This window comes from Actinoallomurus sp. NPDC050550 (assembly GCF_040655075.1).
Classification (GTDB): Bacteria; Actinomycetota; Actinomycetes; order Streptosporangiales; family Streptosporangiaceae; genus Actinoallomurus.
In genome coordinates, this window is sequence record NZ_JBFAJC010000050.1 from 16,981 (window position 1) to 31,998 (window position 15,018).

The following is a 15,018-nucleotide window of genomic DNA, read 5'->3' on the forward strand; positions in this document are numbered from 1 at the left end:
AAGGGGCCCGGCATCTCGAGGGTGGCCGAAGCCCCATCGCCTCGGGACCTTCGCCACTGCCGCCGCACGTCACCGTCAGGGAACCTCTGAGATAGCACAGACCGCTGAACAGGAGGCAGGAATGACGACCAGCGCCGGGATCGGTGTACTGCCGCCCATCAGAGCGCGCCAGGCGAGGAGGACCCAGAACATGCGCCTCGCCACCGCATTGCCGATGGCCCGCAGCGTGCTCGCGGTGGTGGCACGGCCAGGAGATGAGTCCTGGTACCTGGGTGCGATCCTGGACGCCTTCCACGCCCAGGGCAGCCGGCTGAGCGTGCTGTCCTTCACGCGCGGAGAACGGTCAGGGTTCAACGACTCACTGCACCGGCTGGAGTCCATCCGCCCGTGGGAATTCGAAGCCGCCGCATTCGCGCTGGGCGCCGACCACTGCACCATTGCCGACTATCCGGACAAAGCGCTGAGCAGGTTCCCGATCGAACGACTCACCGAGCACGTGACACGTGAGATCCGGGAACGGAACGTCGACCTGCTCCTGACGGTCGACGGGCGCCTCACCGAACGGATCGCCCCGCACGCCGCCGTCCGCGCCGGACGCGAATGCGGTGTCCCGGTCCTGGCCTGGACGCTGCCGCACGGCGTGGCGCAGGCGGTACGGCGGGTCGCCGGCCTGGCGGTGACCGGGGATCCCGACCACCGCATCGACCTGGAGGTGCCAGTCCGCAGGCAGCGGCAGTGGCAGGCGACCGGCGAACACCACAGTCAGGCCGCAGGAGACAGCGTCCAGCGGGCCCGCCTGGCCGTCCAGGGCGACCGTGAATGGCTGCGCTGGCTGGTTCCCCCCGACATCCGGACCATGCCGGCCTTCGGCGCCCCGACATCACAGGAGGCGCCGTCATGAACCTTTCAGTGGCCGACGTCATGAGCGATCACGTCATCGCCGTGCGGAATCACCACCCTGCGCCGCCGGCACAGGGAACAGTGCAAGATGACCGCCGTGACCGCAGCTCAGCTTCAAGCCGCCGCCACAGGTCGGCGTTCTTCACCGGCTGCTTGGCCGCCGTCATCCAGCCGTTGGCGCGCCAGCGCGGAACCCACTCGGTGATACCCCGCCGCAGGTACTGGCTGTCGGTGTGCAGTCGCACGAGCGCCGGACGGGTCAGGCTCTCCAGCGCGCGGCATGCCGCCATCAGCTCCATCCGATTGTTGGTGGTCTCCGCCGGTTCACCGCCCCAGATCTCCTTATGGTGGGGGCCGTACCGCAGCACCACGCCCCATCCGCCCGGCCCAGGGTTGGGCACGCAGCCGCCATCGGTGTAGATGTCCACCGGTGGTCGATCACCGCCGACGGCAGGAGCCGGTCGGGGCACCGCCGCAGGCGGAACCGACGTCGCCAAGGCCTGCTTGCCGTCGGCGGCCCCGCCGTGGTTCTGGCACGGTCCCCCACCAGTCGCCACCGTGCAGGGCCGGCCAGAGCGGGTCGGCCGGCCGCACTGCACGGCAGGATCATGAACATGACACAACCCGGACGGCCGCGCGCCGTTCGGACACGGCTTCCCCTGTTTCGTCATGGCCGAGCACTTCGCCATGACCGCGACCGTAGTACGTTCCTCCACCTGCCAGGCGCGACATGATCGTGTCCCGGTCTTGGAATCCGCCTCCAGATCCACCGCCCGATCTTTAGTGATGGCCGGGACCGCAGCTAAACCGACGAGTTGTCGGCCACGTGAGGCGCGGTGAGCGCGCCGGCAAGGCCGGCGTTCTTGACCAGACGCCCCCAGTGGGAACTCCGATCAAAGCGTTTCGCGATGACCGCTCCCCCGGGCAGCTGACCGTTCTCCGCACGGCGAGGTCGTTGGCCATCAAGAACGCGGCGCGCACCTGCGGATCACGCCCCGGTGCCGCCATCCCCGCCTCCGCCAGAGCACCCAGTGTCGCCTGGCCGGCGTCGAACAGGCGCCGGAACAGCAGTGCTCCCGTGTCGCCTCCGTCCAGCAACAGTCTGCGCAGATAGGCCGGAAGCGGCGAGTCGGATGGCAGGTGCCGCAGCATCATCTCCACCAGCGACCCGGTCGCCGCCGGATCGTAGATATCAGGAGCGCCCGGCCGGGTCATCTCCCCGAGCATCGCAGAAGCCGAGGTTTTCGAGGTACGCACCGCAGCGGACATGAACGCTTCGATCAGCTACGGCCCGTTACCGCGTGGATGGTCGGAAGATGTCCGTACAGGCGGGGACGCGGAGCAGGGGGCGCATCATCGAAGGAGCCAGAACAGCCAAGGCCGATCCGATCGCTCGGTGGTTGCCGTTCGCGATGATGGGGCCGTCGCCTGCTGCGCCTTCGTCCTCGGCATATCAACCGCAGCCCATCGGTATGAACCGAGATATTCAGGAGAGCTCGAGTGGAGGCGAGGAGATGCGGCTGCTTAAGTTCCGGGCGCTCGTCACCATCGACCCGGAGCCGTGCCGACCGGATCCTTGCTGCCGTCTCCGCCGACCGGGTCGGCGGAGACGGCTGTGCGTCATTCCCCGAATCGGCGATCGGTCGGTCGGTGGGCGTCGCGCCCCCGGGAGTCGAGGCGGGCCAGGAGCGTGTTGTACGCCTGGAGCGCCTCGTCGTCCTCGTCGAGATCCGCGCTCGCCCTCAACCGTTCCCGATCCGCGTCATCCGTGCCGGGAGCGGCCTCCTGCGCGGTGGCCGCCAGAGTGACCTGCCGGACGGACTCGAAGAACGTCCCGGCCTTGGCCGCCTCCGGCGATCGGTCGAACAGCCAGCGCAGCATGACAACGATCGTCATGACGAACATCAGGCCGTCACCACCGATCCACATGACGGCACCGCCGCCGTGGATATCGGCGAGCGGACCCGGACCCCACGAGGGGTGCATCCGGGCGTAGGCCGGGAACGGCGGTTCGGTCGCCTGAAGCAGGACGATGCCCACGATGGTGTCGGCCGACATCCCCATGAACAGCGCGAACAGGCGCAGCGGGTCGGACAGGTCCCGGGGCGGCGAGTCGCGGGTCAGCAGCTGGGAGAAGTACAGGTATCCCCCGACGAGGTACAGCGCGTGCTCGAGGACCATGAGGGCGGGCGAGCCCATCATGGCGTCCATGAACGAGGACAGGTGCACGCCGAAGAGCACCACGGCGTAGACCGTCAGGCCGGTGATCGGTGAGGTGAGGAACGCTGCCGCCTTGGACTGGCGGATCGCCTCGACGCGGTCATGGAGGCGGCCGCGTGTCGCGGTCCGCAGCAGGGTGAGCGGGTGTCCTGAGCACAGCAGCCACGGTGCGACCATGATCAGCATGAGGTGCTGGATCATGTGCACCCAGAACAGGCCCCCGTCGCCGTACACCGCCGGACTGCCCATGAGAGCCACGACGATCACGGCGAGCCCCGCCGCGAACGCCGCCGTACGAGCGAGGGACCACCTCTGACCGCCGTCGCGCACTCGGAGCACTGCGACGACGTAGAGGCTGAGCGCGGCGGCCACGAGGACGGCGGTGATCGGTGCGAAGTGCCAGGCGGTCAGCGCCCGCGTCCAGGTGAGCGGCGCGAGCATGTCATCCATGCCGTGCGGGTGGGTCACAGTGCCTCCATGAGGTCCTGGCCGAGGTAGCGTCCCGGCCGGCAGGCGCGCGGGATCGCGAACAGTGCGCTGGAGGTGTGCCGGATGAACCGGCTGAGGTCGTCGGCGAGGGCGAGACGCTGCTGGATGCGCGTGAAGCCGTTCACCGGATCGGACTGGAACGCCATGAACAACAATCCGGCGTCCGGCGTCCCATCGGTGGTCTGGCCGTCGTAATAGGAGAAGCCTTTGCGCAGGATGACGGCACCGTCGTTGGACTGCAGGGACGCCTGCCGTACGTGGGCGCTGGGGCCGATGGCCAGGCTGCCGTCGGGGTTCTGCTTGTCCAGGCCGAGCGGCGTGAACTCGGTGCCGCCTGACAGAGGCGCTCCGGTGTCCTTGCGCCGCCCGACGACCTGCTCCTGACGGTGGCGAGAGAGCGTGTCCCATTCGTCCAGCAGCATGCGGATGCGGCGGAAGACCAGGTAGCTGCCGCCACGCAACCACGCCGGATCACCGGCCGGCCCCACGAAGACGCTTTGATCGAACCCGGCGTCGCCCGGACGGGGGTTCCCGGTGCCATCGAGTTGGCCCATGAGATTGCGGGGGGTGGCGTGGCTGCCGGTGACCACGCCGTCGCTCGTACTGAACCCGCTCATCTGCCAGCGGACGTGGGCGGCTCCCCGGGACAGGCGGGTGAGGGTCCGCAGGGCGTGGGCGACGACGATCGCGTCGTCCGCGGTGAACAGCACCCCGATGTCCCCGCCGCTGCGCCCCGGGTCGATCTCGTCGCGGGGAAAGGGCGGGATGGGGGCGAGTGCGGCGGGCACCGGTGCGCGAAGCCGGCGGAGCAGTGAGGCACCGAATCCGACGGTGATGGTCAGTGAAGCGGGACCGTAGCCGGTCGCCATCGCGTCATCGGCCGGCGGCGGGCGGCCTTCGGTCAGCCGCCGTGCCGCGTCGGTCCACGACCGAAGGAGCGCTTTGACCTGCTTGGCACCGCGCCCCGGCTCGACGTCGAAGGCGGCGAACCAGCCGTGGGCGGCGTACGGCGCCAGGATCCCGGCCTGGTGTTCGCCGTCGAACGGGATGCGGCGTTCGCCCCGTGCCCGGGCGGACTCCCCCGCCACCGCGGCGGCGGCTCCGGCCCCGCCGGTGGCCGCCGCGGCGGTCCCGGCCAGTGTCGTCAGCGCGAGCAGACGGCGCCGCGTCACCGCGGGTCGCGGGCTTTCTGTGGTCATGAGTCCGTCTCCCGGCGGGGTCGGAGTGCCGTGCCGGTCATCGTGAGGTCTCCGGCCGGTAGCCGATCGGTTCCACCGGGGCGTCGACGGTCATCGCGGCGGACCGGCGGAAGCGCAGCGTGAGCCGGACGTGGTCGCCCTGTCGCAGGCTCCGCACCGGGTGTTCGAGCATGACGTGGTACCCACCGGGCGCGAAGGTCAGACGTCCGTGCGCCGGGACGGGGATCCGCTCGAGCATTCGCATGGTCCCGGCGGCGCTCTGGTGCATCATCGCCTGGGCGGAGACGTCGGCGGTGACCCCGGTCAGCTCATCCGCCGAATCGCCGGAATCCACGATGGTGAAGTAGGCGGCCGCGACGTCCGGCGAGGCCGGGCGGGGAACGTACGCACCCGACACGCGAAGCCGCGGTCCGCCGGGGCCGGCTGAGCACGCGTCGAGCGTGACGGCCGTCGTCGACAGGAGTACCGCCGCCATCACGGCGGCCGGGGCACCGGTCGTCCGATGCCGTCTCGCGATCGCGGTCATGCTCCGCCGCCCTTGGATGTCGCCGCCGGCATGCGAGCCAGCAGCTTCGGCAGGTCCGCGGCGAAGTCGCGGGAGGACACGCCCGCCGTGTAGACGACATGGGCGAGGTGGTCGGTGCCGAACGGCAGCACCTCCGCACCGTGACCGACCTCGTAGTCCCCGCTGGTCCGCGATGGGCGTTCCAGGACGATCCCCACCGACTTCGCGGCCGCCTGGATCTTGGCGTAGTCGCCGGTCAGGCCGATGAAGGAGGAGTCGAAGGAGGACAGCCAGGACTTGATGACTTTCGAGGTGTCACGCCACGGGTCCGTGCTGATGAACACGACGGCGATACGAGCCCGTTGCGCCGGGGTGAGCAGCCGGAGGGCGCCGGCGAGGTCGGCCATCGTGGTCGGGCACACATCCGGGCAGTGGGTGTAGCCGAAGTACACCAGCGTCAGTTTGTCCTTGGTGGCCTCGCGCAGGTCGACCGGCCGACCGGTCTTCCCGGTCAGGGTGAGGTCGGGCTCACGGATCGGAGTGCCGAGTGTGGCGGCGTGCAGATCGGAGGTCGGCGCGGAGATCCGCACCGGAGACGACGACTGCGCGTGCGGTGATCCAGCGCACCCCGTGGCCACGGCGGCGAGCATCAGCGACGCGGCGAAAAGAGGCGACGCCCGGTGGGTACGAAGCGGTGATCGAGAAAGAAACATGGGTACGTCCTCAAGGCATACGGAAGCGCGAGCGCAGCGGACTCGGCACACCGTTCACCCACGTGGGGGCATGAGCGAGGACGGCCGGTCTCCCGACCGGCTTTGCGGACGTCCCGCTCCGGGACGACGATTCAGGACGGCGTCAGCCCGCCGCGGCTGCGGCGAAAAGGAAACGGTCACAACACGCGTGCGCGGGCGGGCCTCTGCGGATCAGGGTGTGACGAAGTGCCTCGATCCGGGGCTCCGGGTCATCACCGAAGCCTTGAGCGATCCCCGGTCTCCGTGGCCGCTGGGCGACCGCGAAGCCGAGGAGCAGCGCGAACACCCGTAGGGCCGGCGTCAGGAGGAACCTCGTCATCGCGGCCAGAGCGCGCCAGGCGGACCGCTCACCGGCCGCCAGCCAGAGCGCGACCAGCGCGCCGGCGACGGCGTGCGCCACCAGCATCCCCCAGCCGGACATGCCCGAGTGCGACATGGACGGGGCCACAGTGCCGGCGGCGATGTGACCCATCCCCGGCATGGAATGGTGCATCCGCGCCGCGTCCCAGCCGGTGCCGGCGGAAGTCGGGGCTGAGACCGCGCTGAACCACAGGTGGAGGCCCACCTGTGTGGCCTCCACTGCGAGCAGGAGCCACCACGCCGATCGCCGGCGGTCGGCCAGGCAGTACCCGACACCGGTCAACGCGGCGTACGCGACCCAACCGGCGTACGCCGGTAGTGGGCGTGGGTTCATCAGGGCATGCGCCACCGCGGACAGCACGACGCACACCGCGGCGAACGCCCCGGCGCGCATCAGGCGGAACCATGGTGGAAGACGCATCACCTCACCATAACTACACGCCGTAGTAGATGGTCCCCCTCCCCGGGGTTGCGCCGCGGTGGTCTCAGTCCCAGCCGAGCGGGATGGCGTCCCGGGAGGATTCTCCCGCCGAGGGTTCGCCGCCGGCGTCGGTGAAGGCCCGCAGTGCGGTCACCAGCCCGGAACGCTGCTCGGGGGGCATGGCGGCGACGATGGCGGCGATCTCCGCCCGGCGGCGGGCGGTGACCTCATCGACGATCTGGCGCCCGGCTTCGGTCACAGCGCTCCTCGTTGCTAGGTCAGATCATCGCGGTACGTGTGGCGGCGGGCCGGGTCACGGGGATGTGGCGGGGTACGGGCCGCCGCTGAGAGCGTGCAGAGCCGTAGTCGTCGTCGCCAGCAGGTCGGCCGCCGCCGCACCCGCCCGCGAACGAAGGTTCACGCCGTAGGCCAGCAGTGCCAGCAGGTCCGCCGCGGAGTCCAGGTCCAAGCCCACGGGCACCTGGCTTCGGGCGCGGGCGGCTTGGAGGGCGGCGTGCATCGCCTGCCGCAGCCCGTCATGGTGGGTGTCCAGGACCTGCCGCACGTCCAGGTCGTCCCGGTCCGGTCCAGCGTGGGCGTTGGAGACCATGCACCCCCACCGGGCGTGCTCGCCTGAGCAGCGCGATCGCACCAGCCGCTCGAAGAACGCCGCGATGGCCGGCAGGCCGCGGCCGTCGTCGGCCAGCCGCCGGAACACCGGGCGGGACTGCTCATCGACGTACCGGCGCAGCGCCGTGACGTACAACTCCTGCTTGCTCCCGAACGTCGCGTACAGGCTGGAGCGGCTGAGCCCTGTTGCCTCCACGACATCGGCGATCCCGGTCGTGGCGGCGCCACGCTCCCAGAACAGAGCCACGGCCCGGTCGAGTACGGCGTCCGGGTCGAAGTGTTTGACGTCGGGCAATTCCCGCATCTCCTCATCTCGGAACGATCGTTCCAAGATTCTCATGGCGCATCACTGCCGCGCAACCTTCGACAGGGCGTTCCCTCGGTTCCGAACGAGTCACGACGCCGGGACGACCTGCCGGGAGGGGCAGGAGCCCGTATCTCAGTGTGCTCGGAGTCGGCGTACCGTGCCGGATACCAGGGGGGCTACCGCGGCGGCGGACGAGACGATGCCTGCGGTGGCAGCCACCCGGAAGCCGCCGAAGGCATGGGTGAGGGGAGCGACGCTGAGCTGGCCGATGGGGATCGTGACATAGGACAGCAGGTCGTTGTAGGACGCGACACGGGACAGCACGTCGCGAGGAACGTGCTCATGCAGCGAGGTCTCCCATGCGATGCCCGTGACGGAGATGCCGAGACCAGCGATCAAGGCCGCCGTGACAAGCCATGGGGTGTCCAGTCGCGCGCTGAGTGCGAGCAGGGGCAGAGCTGCGAGTGCGCCCGCCAGCTGACCCAGCCGCACGAAGGTCAGCGCGACCGGAGCCATGGAACTGCCGAGCAGGGAGATGGCCTGCCCAGTGAAGAACCAGCGGAATTCTTCCTGTTTCAGAACGGATGAGCGCACCGGCTCGAGTGTGGGGACGTGCCTTGGCGAACTGTATTGTTTCGGCAGGAGGCGAAAGGTGACGCTGCTGCGACTGAGCCCGGCGGCCCTGTCCCGATCCCGGTTCGCCCTGTCTCCGCTGGCCGAGACGATGGGCTCGATGCTCGTGTTGAGCAAGTCGTGCTCCGACCCTTGGCTGACCGCCTGGCATGCCCGGCACTGCGGCGCCCTGAGCGCCGCCCTCCATGCCGATCCGTTCGCCAAGGGCTTGGTCGGCCTCCTCGGCTCGACCAAATGGATCCCCGAGTTCATCGCGATCCCGCCAGCGGACGGCATGCACACCCGACTCGCCGACGAACTTGCCGCCCTCGCCCGCGCCTCCGACGAAGAGGTACGGGCCGGACTGGAGAAGTCCGTCGCCCACAGCTGGAAACAGCACGACCTGAGCTGGCTGTCCGGACACGGATGGTCCGCCAGGATCGCTGACCTGCTCCAGTCGGTATGGCGGGTCCATGTGGTCCCGGACTGGCCCCGCCGCCGAGCGGTCCTGGAGAGAGACGTGATGTACCGGGCGGGGCTGCTGGCCGCCTACGGCTGGCCCCGCGCTCTGCAGCAGATGACCCGCCGCAGCGCCTGGGTCGGCGCCGACGCGATCCGGTTCACCAGCCACCAGGGCCCGGACCGCATCGTCGGCGAGGAGGGGATGCTCTTCGTGCCCATCAGCGCCTCCACCGGCAGCTGGCTGTGCGCGGCACCACCGGCAGGCTACGCCCTGGTTTACCCCGCCCGCGGAACCGCCCCGGCAACCCAGCGCACGCGGCACGAAGACGCGCTGGCACGATTGATCGGTACGGGCCGCGCCGCGATTCTGCAGGAACTCGAACACCCGGCGACCAGCAGCGAACTCGCCGCTCAGCTCGGCCAGTCTCTCGGCACCATCGGCGGTCACCTGGCCGTACTGCGCGATGCGGAACTGATCGTCGGCACGCGAGTCGGCCGGCGCGTGGTCTACCGCCGCACCCGGGCAGGTGACCTGCTGGCTGCACGTTGCCCAGACGGCGCGGAGGATTGATCCGGAAGCCTGCTCAACCACGGCGTTTCTCGAGGCCGCGTCCGACGGAGTCTCAACGACCAGCGCGACCCTTCCCAGAGTGGCCAATATGAAATCGGTCAAGCGACCACTGAGGGCAACCGCGGTTGTCGCGATCACGTCTCGGGGTCCGCGCTCACCGCCAGGACGGATTCTTTCGCTGGCCGTCCCAGCAGCGATGCTCGTAGGGCGATATCGGAATCGTGTGGTCCTGGGCAACGAGGGAATATCACTGATCGTGACCGGTGTGGTCGTTGACGTGATCCTGCCGTGCCTCGATGAGGCCGCAGCCCTGCCGTGGGTACTCGGTCGGTTTCCTGAGGGTTTTCGCCCGATCGTGGTCGACAACGGTTCGGCGGACGGGTCGGGTGACGTGGCCCGGTCGCTGGGCGCGGTGGTCGTCGGGGAGCCACTACGTGGATTCGGCGCGGCATGTCACGCGGGTCTTTCGGCAGCTGAGGCCGAGGTGGTCTGTTTCTGTGACTGCGATGCGAGTCTGGATCCGCGCCAGCTTTCGCGGGTCGCCATACCGGTCGTGGACGGTTCGGCCGATCTGGTGCTGGGGCGGCGGCGGCCTGTCGCACGTGGGGTCTGGCCGCTGCCGGGTCGGCTGGCCAATCGGGAGCTGGCACGGCGTATCCGGCGCCGTACCGGCGTCCGGGTGCGTGATCTCGGGCCGATGCGGGCGGCCCGGCGGGTGGATCTCCTCGCGTTGGAGCTGGCCGATCGGCGGTGCGGTTATGCGCTGGAGATGGTGGTGCGCGCGGCGGAGGCCGGCTGGCGGGTGCGTGAGGTCGAGGTGGACTACCTGCCGCGGATCGGCCGGTCGAAGGTCACCGGGACGCTGCGTGGCTTCCGGCAGGCTGTCCAGGACATGAGCGCGGTGCTCACCCGGTGAAGGGCGGTGGCGCGTTCACGTATGACGGCGCTGTGACGACTCTGCTGGTCATCGCGAAGCAGCCGATGCCGGGGCGGGTCAAGACACGGTTGGTGCCTCCGTACTCCTTTGAGGAGGCGGCCGTGCTCGCGGAGGCCGCGTTGGCGGATACGTTGCGTGTGGCGCTCGCCGCGCCCGCCTGCCGCCGGGTTCTGGTCCTGGATGGCCGGCCCGGGCCGTGGGTTCCGGAGGGATTCGAGATCGTCCCTCAGGTCGCCGGCGGACTGGATGAGCGATTGGCGGCGGCGTTCGCGGCGGTGCGGGGGCCGGCGCTGCTGATCGGCATGGACACTCCGCAGATAACGTCTGATCTGCTCACCGTCGGCTGGGACGGGGTGGACGCGTGGTTCGGTCCGGCCGCCGATGGTGGCTTTTGGGCCTTGGGATTACGAGAGCCTGACCCTGGTCTGCTGCGGGGTGTGCCCATGTCCACTCCGGCCACTGGCGCCGTACAGCGCGCACGGCTGTGCGCCGCCGGTCTGCGGGTGTCCGATCTTCCTGTGCTGCGGGACGTCGATACCGCCGCAGACGCCGCCGCGGTCGCTCGTCTCGCCCCACGAACCCGTTTCGCCGCCTGCGTACGCGATCTCACTCCTCCCGTCGCATCGCCACTGCGGCGGTTCGACCCATGACCGCGCCCTTGTATGGGGAATCGGGCCGGATGTTGCGGGGAATGGGAAGAGGGGTGGCTTTCGGGGGGAGCCATGGCAGATCAGCCAATGCCACGAGACGAACGGAACGAGGCCCGTTCTGATGAGCGTTCGGGCCGGCGCAGGCATGAGGTGAGCGCGTGGCTGGCCGCACATCCACCGCCTGGGCCGTTCCGTCGTGAGTTCTGGCGGAGCCCGGTGCGTGGGCCGTGGCTGACGTCGGTGTTCGGTGTCGTCCTGTTGATCGGCATCACTCTGATCGCGATCACCGGGCTGCTGTCTTATGCCGCCTACGATCCGCGGCTGGCGGGCAACGACCTGACACCGCAGAAAGGCGTCCTGGGCTTCTACCTCTTCGATTGGCCGACCCGTCCGGCCTGGCTGTATCGGCTCAGCCAGGCGGTCCACGTCATTCTCGGGATCACGCTCGTTCCTGTCCTGCTGGCCAAGCTGTGGTCGGTCATCCCCAAGCTGTTCGACTGGCCGCCGGCGCGTTCGCCGGCTCAGGTCCTGGAGCGGATCAGTCTGCTGCTGCTGGTCGGTGGCGCGGTGTTCGAGTTCGTCACCGGCATCCTCAATATCCAGCTGTTCTACGTGTTTCCGTTCTTCTATCCGGCGCACTTGTACGGGGCGTGGATCTTCCTGGGCGCGTTCGTGGTCCATGTCGCGTTGAAGCTGCCACGGATGATCAGTGCGCTGCGTTCGCGGAGCTTCCGCCGGGAACTGCGTACCGGTCTGGCGGAAACCCGGCCCGAACCGCCCGACCCCGATGGTCTGGTCGCGGTTCATCCGGCAGATCCGACCGTCTCACGGCGCGGGCTGCTCGGGTTCGTGGGCGGCGCGTCACTGACCTTGTTCGGCCTGTCCGTCGGCCAGACGATCGACGGACCGCTACGGCGTACCGCAGTGCTTTCCCCGCACGGACGCGAATACGGCACCGGACCCAATGATTTCCAGGTGAACAAGACCGCGGCAGCCAAGGGGATCACGGCCCGCGATGCCGGACCGGGCTGGCGGCTGGACCTGGTCGGCCCACAGCGGATCCGCCTGTCCCGCCCGGATCTGCTGGCCATGCCCCTGCACACCTACGATCTGCCGATCGCGTGCGTGGAGGGATGGTCCACCCAGCAAAAGTGGACCGGTGTGCGCCTGGCCGACCTCGCCCGGCTAGCCGGAGCCACGCCCGGCAGAGACGAGGTCTTCGTCGAGTCCCTCGAACGCGGAGGGGTCTTCGGCCACGTGACCCTCAGCGCCCGGCAGGTGGCGGACCCGGCTTCATTGCTCGCGCTTCGCGTCAACGGCGCCGACCTGTCCCTCGACCATGGGTTCCCCGCCCGAATCATCGTCCCGAACGCTCCGGGCGTGCACAACACCAAGTGGGTCACCCGGCTCACCTTCCGGCCCGCATCATGAGCACCAGGCCACCGTCCCCGAGCGTCCGCCGACGGATCGCCACGAACGCCCGTCAGCGAATCGCCACACGCCACTGGGGCGACCTTCGAAGTCGGCTCGGTACCGTCCGCGAGCGGGCCGCCGCGCACTACGGCGCCGATCCCCTGCATCTACTCGCCCTGCTCGCCTGCTTCGCCCTCGCCGGCTACGCCGCGAGCCGGGTCGCCGCCGCCGGGATCTGGGTGGGATTCTTGATCTGGTTCGTCGGCGCGGCGATCGTGCACGACCTAGTGCTGTTCCCGCTGTACGCGCTCGCCGACGTCGCCGTGCAGCGACGCCGGTGGGGACGGCGCCGACCGGGCCCGCACGTGCGGTGGCGGCCATGGATCAACTACGTTCGCGTACCCGCCGGGCTGTCGGGGCTCCTGTTGCTCGTCTGGTTCCCGCTCATCCTCCGGCAGTCCGGAGAGACGTACCGGAAGGCGGTCGGGCTGGGCCTCAGCCCCTACCTGGGGCGGTGGCTCCTGGTGACGGGCCTGTTGTTCGCCGGATCCGCCATCATCTACGCCGTGCGCCTGCGGTCCGCGGCGTCCACTCGGCGCGGACCGCGCCCGAAACAGCGGCCGGAAAGACTCCGCCGAAAGTAGGGGGGCCGCCTGGTGAGCACACGGCCGATCAGCGACTACGCGTTGCTGGGGGACTGCCGTTCGGCCGCCCTGGTCGCCTCGGACGGCTCGGTCGACTGGCTGTGCTTCCCCCGGTTCGACAGTCCGGCGATCTTCGCCCGCCTGCTCGACGACGACGCCGGACACTGGTCCATCCGCCCCACCGGTCCCGCCGAGACCACCCGAAGGTACATCGAGGGCACGCTCGTCTTGGAGACCATATTCCGCACGCCGGACGGCACGCTCGTGCTCGTCGACGCGCTCGCGCTGGGCAGGCGCGAGCGCGGACACGGCATCGGCGCAGCCTCGCCGGGTGTCCTTCTCCGCGAAGCGACCTGCGTGGAAGGCACCGCCACCCTGGCCGTCACCTACGCGCCACGCCCGGAGTTCGGTCTCGTGCGCCCCCTGATGGAACCGGTGCGCGGTGGCCTGATCGCCCGTGGCGGCGCCCACGTTCTCACCCTGTCGATCCCCGCCGATCTGCGGACCGACGGTGCCACCGCACATTCCACGGTCACCCTGACGGCGGGGCAACGCTTCGGCCTCGCATTGCACGCCGGCGCAGCGTGGGAGGCCGAACCGGAGTGCTGGAACCAGCGGCTCATCCACCGCCGGATCAAGGACACCATCGAAGGCTGGCGGTCCTGGTCCCGACAACACGCCCGCTACCAGGGACCCTGGCAGAACCAGGTGGCCCACAGCGGACGGGTGCTTCGCGCACTGACATTCGCCCCCACCGGAGCGATCGTCGCCGCGGCGACCACATCGCTGCCAGAGGAGGCCGGCGGAGTACGCAACTGGGACTACCGCTACACCTGGATCCGCGACGCCAGCCTCACCTTGCAGGCCCTCGACAGCGCGGCATGCGAGAAGGAGGAAGCAGCCTTCTTCGGCTTCCTCGCCCGCGCGGCGGCCACCCGACTCGACCACGCCTCCGATCTGCAGATCATGTACGGCGTCGGCGGAGAACGCGACCTCAGCGAACGCCCGCTGCCGCACCTGACCGGCTGGCGCGACAGCGCCCCCGTACGCGTCGGCAACGACGCATGGCGCCAGCGCCAACTCGACGTCTACGGTGAACTGCTCGACGCCGCCCACCAACTCCGCTCGACCACGACGCACCGCCAATACGACCCCATCACGCGAACGTTCCTGCTCGACGCCGCCGAGACGGCCGCCCACCGCTGGCAGGAACCCGATCAAGGCATCTGGGAGATCCGCGGACCGAGCCGGCACTTCCTGCACTCCAAGCTCATGTGCTGGGTGGCCCTCGACCGCGCCATCGCCCTGGCCCCCGCCCTCGGAGCGACCGACCGCGTCGGCGACTGGGAACGGATCCGCTCCCAGATCCGTACGGCGATTCTCACAGAGGGCTGGGACCCGGAGGTCGGCGCATTCACTCAGTCCTTCGGCGACCCGAGCCTGGACGCATCCGCGTTGACCATCCCCATGGTCGGATTCCTGCCCGGCGATGACCCCCGTGTCCGCGCCACCGTGAACGCCATCGCGACACACCTCACCGACGCCCGCGATCTCGTACGCCGGTACACCACCTCGGACGGGCTGCCCGGCGGCGAAGGAACCTTCCTGCTCTGCACGTTCTGGCTGGCCCATGCCCTCGCCCTGACCGGCCGGGCCGCACGAGCTGACCAGGTGTTCCAGACCGCGATCTCCCATGCCAACGACGTCGGTCTGCTCGCCGAAGAGGTCGACTCGACCACCGGCGAGCCCATCGGCAACTTCCCCCAGGCGTTCAGCCACATCGGCCTCATCAACGCCGCGTGCGCCATCCGCGACCGCCAAGCCACACGTTCTGACACCGGGCCGCCATCCTGAGCTAAAGCCATCGGGCCTCGGAACCATCGTGCGCACAGCAGCCACCCCGCCAACGAGGACAGCACGCGCCCGCTATATCGATGAATGGTCGA

The 15,018-nt window shown here is 69.6% G+C and carries 17 protein-coding genes; 7 read left to right on the top strand and 10 right to left on the bottom strand.

Annotation, left to right across the window (positions count from 1 at the left end; genetic code table 11):
- Window positions 1-121: 121 nt before the first annotated feature.
- Complete coding sequence (locus AB0I04_RS42765; RefSeq protein WP_360898305.1) at window positions 122-901, top strand: PIG-L family deacetylase; 780 nt, start codon at window positions 122-124, stop codon at window positions 899-901.
- Window positions 902-950: 49 nt separating this feature from the next.
- On the opposite strand, the gene rnhA is transcribed toward AB0I04_RS42765, so the two are convergent.
- The 10 genes from rnhA to AB0I04_RS42815 form a co-directional block, all read right to left on the bottom strand.
- Window positions 951-1,328, bottom strand: a complete 378-nt coding sequence (gene rnhA / locus AB0I04_RS42770) for a ribonuclease HI (protein ID WP_360898307.1) — start codon at window positions 1,326-1,328, stop codon at window positions 951-953.
- A gap of 352 nt (window positions 1,329-1,680) precedes the next feature.
- Window positions 1,681-2,169: a hypothetical protein gene (locus tag AB0I04_RS42775; protein WP_360898309.1), complete on the bottom strand. Its 489-nt coding sequence runs from the start codon at window positions 2,167-2,169 to the stop codon at window positions 1,681-1,683.
- Window positions 2,170-2,520: 351 nt separating this feature from the next.
- The gene (locus AB0I04_RS42780) at window positions 2,521-3,588 is read right to left on the bottom strand and encodes a cytochrome c oxidase assembly protein (protein WP_360898311.1); all 1,068 of its coding nucleotides are present in this window, start codon (window positions 3,586-3,588) and stop codon (window positions 2,521-2,523) included.
- Entirely contained in the window at window positions 3,585-4,808 is a 1,224-nt protein-coding gene (locus AB0I04_RS42785) for a Dyp-type peroxidase (RefSeq protein WP_360898313.1), read from the bottom strand. Before AB0I04_RS42785 ends, AB0I04_RS42780 begins: the two co-directional genes overlap by 4 nt.
- A 37-nt stretch (window positions 4,809-4,845) precedes the next feature.
- Entirely contained in the window at window positions 4,846-5,334 is a 489-nt protein-coding gene (locus AB0I04_RS42790) for a copper chaperone PCu(A)C (RefSeq protein WP_360898315.1), read from the bottom strand.
- Window positions 5,331-6,026 (bottom strand): SCO family protein, encoded by a 696-nt coding sequence (locus tag AB0I04_RS42795; RefSeq protein WP_360898317.1) that lies wholly within the window; start codon window positions 6,024-6,026, stop codon window positions 5,331-5,333. The genes AB0I04_RS42790 and AB0I04_RS42795 overlap by 4 nt, the downstream gene beginning before the upstream one ends.
- A 142-nt stretch (window positions 6,027-6,168) precedes the next feature.
- Entirely contained in the window at window positions 6,169-6,846 is a 678-nt protein-coding gene (locus AB0I04_RS42800; protein ID WP_360898319.1) for a hypothetical protein, read from the bottom strand.
- Between the two features lie 64 nt (window positions 6,847-6,910).
- Entirely contained in the window at window positions 6,911-7,105 is a 195-nt protein-coding gene (locus AB0I04_RS42805) for a hypothetical protein (RefSeq protein WP_360898321.1), read from the bottom strand.
- 54 nt (window positions 7,106-7,159) lie between these two features.
- A complete protein-coding gene (locus AB0I04_RS42810) occupies window positions 7,160-7,780 on the bottom strand; it encodes a TetR/AcrR family transcriptional regulator (protein ID WP_360898323.1) in 621 nt (206 codons plus the stop codon).
- Between the two features lie 135 nt (window positions 7,781-7,915).
- Window positions 7,916-8,377, bottom strand: coding sequence for a hypothetical protein (locus AB0I04_RS42815; RefSeq protein ID WP_360898325.1), 462 nt, complete (start codon window positions 8,375-8,377; stop codon window positions 7,916-7,918).
- Window positions 8,378-8,435: 58 nt separating this feature from the next.
- Here AB0I04_RS42815 and AB0I04_RS42820 point away from each other — a divergent pair, with 58 nt between their 5' ends.
- From AB0I04_RS42820 to AB0I04_RS42845, 6 genes are all read left to right on the top strand, one after another.
- Window positions 8,436-9,428: a winged helix-turn-helix domain-containing protein gene (locus AB0I04_RS42820; protein WP_360898327.1), complete on the top strand. Its 993-nt coding sequence runs from the start codon at window positions 8,436-8,438 to the stop codon at window positions 9,426-9,428.
- Window positions 9,385-10,344 carry a glycosyltransferase family 2 protein gene (locus AB0I04_RS42825; RefSeq protein ID WP_360898329.1) on the top strand — a complete coding sequence of 320 codons (960 nt, stop codon included), beginning with the start codon at window positions 9,385-9,387 and terminating at the stop codon, window positions 10,342-10,344. The genes AB0I04_RS42820 and AB0I04_RS42825 overlap by 44 nt, the downstream gene beginning before the upstream one ends.
- Before the next feature lie 32 nt (window positions 10,345-10,376).
- On the top strand, window positions 10,377-11,015 hold the full coding sequence (locus tag AB0I04_RS42830; protein WP_360898331.1) for a DUF2064 domain-containing protein: 639 nt from the start codon (window positions 10,377-10,379) through the stop codon (window positions 11,013-11,015).
- Between the two features lie 216 nt (window positions 11,016-11,231).
- Complete coding sequence (locus tag AB0I04_RS42835) at window positions 11,232-12,446, top strand: molybdopterin-dependent oxidoreductase (RefSeq protein WP_360898333.1); 1,215 nt, start codon at window positions 11,232-11,234, stop codon at window positions 12,444-12,446.
- Window positions 12,443-13,072, top strand: a complete 630-nt coding sequence (locus AB0I04_RS42840; protein WP_360898335.1) for a hypothetical protein — start codon at window positions 12,443-12,445, stop codon at window positions 13,070-13,072. Before AB0I04_RS42835 ends, AB0I04_RS42840 begins: the two co-directional genes overlap by 4 nt.
- A 12-nt stretch (window positions 13,073-13,084) precedes the next feature.
- On the top strand, window positions 13,085-14,926 hold the full coding sequence (locus AB0I04_RS42845) for a glycoside hydrolase family 15 protein (protein WP_360898337.1): 1,842 nt from the start codon (window positions 13,085-13,087) through the stop codon (window positions 14,924-14,926).
- Window positions 14,927-15,018: the final 92 nt, after the last annotated feature.

Bases quoted from the DNA above. Each gene is read 5' to 3' on its own strand.
- AB0I04_RS42765 (WP_360898305.1), top strand. From the start codon at position 122: ATGACGACCAGCGCCGGGATCGGTGTACTGCCGCCCATCAGAGCGCGC.
- AB0I04_RS42775 (WP_360898309.1), bottom strand. From the start codon at position 2,169: ATGTCCGCTGCGGTGCGTACCTCGAAAACCTCGGCTTCTGCGATGCTC.
- AB0I04_RS42785 (WP_360898313.1), bottom strand. From the start codon at position 4,808: ATGACCACAGAAAGCCCGCGACCCGCGGTGACGCGGCGCCGTCTGCTC.
- AB0I04_RS42790 (WP_360898315.1), bottom strand. From the start codon at position 5,334: ATGACCGCGATCGCGAGACGGCATCGGACGACCGGTGCCCCGGCCGCC.
- AB0I04_RS42795 (WP_360898317.1), bottom strand. From the start codon at position 6,026: ATGTTTCTTTCTCGATCACCGCTTCGTACCCACCGGGCGTCGCCTCTT.
- AB0I04_RS42800 (WP_360898319.1), bottom strand. From the start codon at position 6,846: ATGCGTCTTCCACCATGGTTCCGCCTGATGCGCGCCGGGGCGTTCGCC.
- AB0I04_RS42810 (WP_360898323.1), bottom strand. From the start codon at position 7,780: ATGCGGGAATTGCCCGACGTCAAACACTTCGACCCGGACGCCGTACTC.
- AB0I04_RS42840 (WP_360898335.1), top strand. From the start codon at position 12,443: ATGAGCACCAGGCCACCGTCCCCGAGCGTCCGCCGACGGATCGCCACG.